This window comes from uncultured Planktosalinus sp. (assembly GCF_963973675.1).
Classification (GTDB): Bacteria; Bacteroidota; Bacteroidia; order Flavobacteriales; family Flavobacteriaceae; genus Planktosalinus.
In genome coordinates this window covers 1-3,688 of the sequence record NZ_CAXBAN010000274.1, presented here as the reverse complement: position 1 = coordinate 3,688, position 3,688 = coordinate 1, and the positions used below count along the sequence as shown (strand labels likewise).

The 3,688-nt window shown below is 42.6% G+C and carries 2 protein-coding genes; one reads left to right on the top strand and one right to left on the bottom strand.

The features are described 5' to 3' along the window. Positions 1-2,438 (bottom strand): class I tRNA ligase family protein (locus AACY61_RS10410; protein ID WP_339611514.1); only part of this gene is annotated, 2,438 nt, incomplete at its 3' end. Positions 2,439-2,573: 135 nt separating this feature from the next. Between AACY61_RS10410 and AACY61_RS10405 the strand changes: the two genes are divergently transcribed. Beyond that, on the top strand, positions 2,574-3,688 hold a 1,115-nt coding region (locus AACY61_RS10405), incomplete at its 3' end, for a hypothetical protein (protein WP_339611512.1).

The window sequence follows — 3,688 nt, the reverse complement described above, 5'->3', positions numbered from 1 at the left end:
CCGGCCATATTCCACGGTTTGGCCTGTTCTAACGGACCGAGGAACATTTCATACATTCGCAGGGTGTCGGCACCATACTGGTCACAAATGTCGTCAGGATTGACGACGTTGTACTTGGACTTGGACATTTTTTCGACTTCGCGAACAACTTTTATTTCTTGATTATAAATGACTTTCTTACCATCAAAATAATTTGCATTTTGTAAAGCTTTAAATCTTTCATCTTCACTAAAACCGGTCAAATTAATTTCATTAGAAATGCTGACATATTTTACATCAATCGTTGATCTGAAACAAACAAAATTTATTTTATAATCTTGAGTCCTGACGTTATATTCTTGAAAGTGATTGACATTTTTAAAAACAAAATCATATAATGGTTTTGGAAGGGATTCGATACTGCCACCATCACTTATTTCTTGATATAATTCTTTACCGATCAGTACTTGAGCATTTACATTAATATCGTCATTGCCTTTTGGGCTGATTAGTTTTGGTTGTAAAATATACACAAAAGCACTCTCCCCCAAAATCATCCCTTGGTTAATTAATTTCTTAAACGGCTCCTCTACGTTTAAAAATCCACGGTCATAGAGAAACTTGGTCCAGAAACGAGAGTACAACAAATGTCCTGTGGCGTGCTCGCTGCCGCCAATGTATAAATCGACATTTTGCCAGTAGTCCAGAGCTTCTTTGCTTGCAAATTCGTCATTGTTTTGTGCATCCATATAACGAAACAAATACCAACTGCTCCCGGCCCAGCCGGGCATGGTGTTTAATTCAAGCGGAAAAATTGTTTCATTGTCAACCAACTTATTGCTCACTACTTTGCTGATTTCAGCATCCCAGGCCCACACATCGGCACGGCCTAAAGGTGGCTGGCCGTCTTCGGTGGGAAGGTATTTTTCCACTTCAGGAAGTTTTATGGGTAAATGCTCCTGGTCGATGGTTTTTGGCAATCCGTTGACATAATAGACCGGGAAGGGTTCGCCCCAATACCGCTGGCGGCTAAACACTGCATCGCGCAAACGGTAATTGATTTTTCCGGTGCCTTGGCTTATGTTTTCCAGTGCTTCAATGGCTTTTTCATTGGCCTCTTTGTAGCCTAAACCATTTAGAAAATCAGAATTGACAATCGAAAAACCTTCCTTTTCGGTAAATGCATTTTCTGAAATGTCCTGATCAAAGATGTTGGGGATGGGGATATTAAAATGTTTCGCGAAAGCATAATCCCGCTCATCACCACAAGGAACGGCCATCACCGCTCCGGTGCCATAACTCGCCAACACATAATCACCAATCCAAATAGGAATAGGTTCTTTAGAAAACGGATGCTCGGCATACGCCCCGGTAAACACTCCCGAAATGGTCTTCACATCTGCCATTCGTTCACGCTCACTGCGCTTGGCCGTCTGTTCGATATAGGCGTCCACAGCAGCTTTTTGTTCGGGCGTGGTGATTTTTTCAACGAGTTCGTGCTCCGGGGCGAGCGTCATAAAAGAAACCCCGAAGATGGTGTCCGGTCTTGTAGTAAATACCTTAACCTGAAACTTGAAACCTGAAACCTGAAACTTCACAGAAGCTCCCTGAGACCTCCCAATCCAATTCGTCTGCGAGTCCTTTAGCGGTTGTGGCCAGTCAATTTTCTGAAGTCCGTCGAGCAGGCGTTGGGCATAGGCGGTGATGCGCATGCTCCATTGTTTCATTTTTTTGCGTATCACGGGATGACCGCCGCGTTCAGAGACACCGTTTACGATTTCGTCGTTGGCCAATACGGTTCCCAGTGCAGGGCACCAGTTGACTTCTGTTTCGGCTAGATAAGTGAGGCGGTATTGTAATAGTATTTTTTGTTGCTGTTCTTCATCATAGGCATTCCACATTTCGGCAGTAAAGGGAACGATATTGTCATCACAAACAGCATTAACAGGGCCGTTTCCTTCATTGGTAAAACGCGTTATAAGCGTTTCTATGGGTTCGGCTTTGTCAGTGTCTTTGTTGTACCAGGAATGGAACAATTCGGTAAAAATCCATTGGGTCCATTTGTAATAATCAGGGTTTGATGTGCGCACTTCACGGCTCCAGTCAAAGGAAAAACCAATGCGGTCCAATTGCTCACGGTAGCGGTTGATATTGGTTTCGGTCGTAATCGCAGGATGCTGGCCGGTTTGAATGGCATACTGTTCCGCCGGAAGGCCAAAGGAGTCATAGCCCATAGGGTGCAAGACATTGAAACCCTTGTGACGTTTATAGCGCGCATAAATATCACTGGCAATATACCCCAGGGGGTGCCCTACGTGCAGCCCAGCACCAGATGGGTAAGGAAACATATCCAAAACGTAGTATTTTGGTTTCCCACTTTCATTTTCGGCTTTAAAGGTTTGGTTTTCTTCCCAGTATTTGCGCCATTTGGCTTCTATGTCGTTGAAATGGTATTTCATGTGTCTTTGCTTTCGCTTAAAATTGGAGCAAAAATACAGTTAAAGAATGAAAGTTAAAACTATTATAAGACCCTTTTGACTTTCTCTGAAAACTTTACCTTTGGGGATTATTACAAACCAAATAGTATTTTCCCCATGAAAAAAATTTCTACATTTTTATTTTTATTAGCCATAACGGCCTCATTTGCACAATATACCACACCTGACACTGGAGTTGACTGGACCCTGGATGATCTTGCAACTGCAAGTCCCGGTACGGTTGCAGTTTCAGGATCTGTTTATACCTTGCTGGAGGATCTAACGATTGCTGAAAGTGATATTTTAAGAATTGACACAAACCTTACACTGGAAATCGAAGCAGATGTTTTAATAACTGTGTTTGGCGAATTCAATGTTTCAGCAGAAGAAGTACTCATAACTGCAGTTGACAGTGAATTTCCTTACGAAGGATTTCGTTTTGAAGAGTTTTCAGTGATTGATATTCAAAATGCAACCATTGAATATGGAGGAGGACTAAGAGTATTAACCGAAACCTTCACGCTTAATAATGCAACTCTTCAGTCCAACGTGGGTGGAGTATCAACAGGTGCAGTGGTTTCCATGTCAAGAGGAATCCCTGTTATTACCAACAATACCTTTATGTTTAATGAAACTCCAGCCTTGAGTTCAGGAGCAAACAACCAGGTTTCTGCCATCATTTCCGGAAATTATATTGAAGGAAACAATCAAGCCAATGAAAACCGCCCGCAAATCAACATGGGGGCTACCCGCGTGAATGATACGTTGAAAATTCTTAACAACACGATTATTGGTGATGTAACAATGGATCAGGCCGGTGGGATTGCTGTAGCCAATTTGGTTGGCGGTACCCTGAGAGCAATTATTGAGGGAAACACCATCACCAACAATCGCTATGGGATTACGCTGATAGGAAACGATACCTATGGATTCATTAAAAACAATGTAATTGAAGACAACAATACACAAGGAAACCCTAACCTGGGGGGAAGTGGAATCAACCTAAATGCGCCTGCCGGAGGAATGATTGTTGACATCACAGAAAACGAAATCAGAAGAAACCTTTGGGGAATTACCATTCAAGGCGAAGTAGATGCCAATCTGGGAGATGACCTTGATAACCCCGGTATGAATGTGTTTTCTGAAAATGAAAACGGCGGAGTAACCTATGCGCTTTACAATAACGGCCCCAATACAATTTCAGCTATGAACAACTGCTGGGTTGAAGAAGG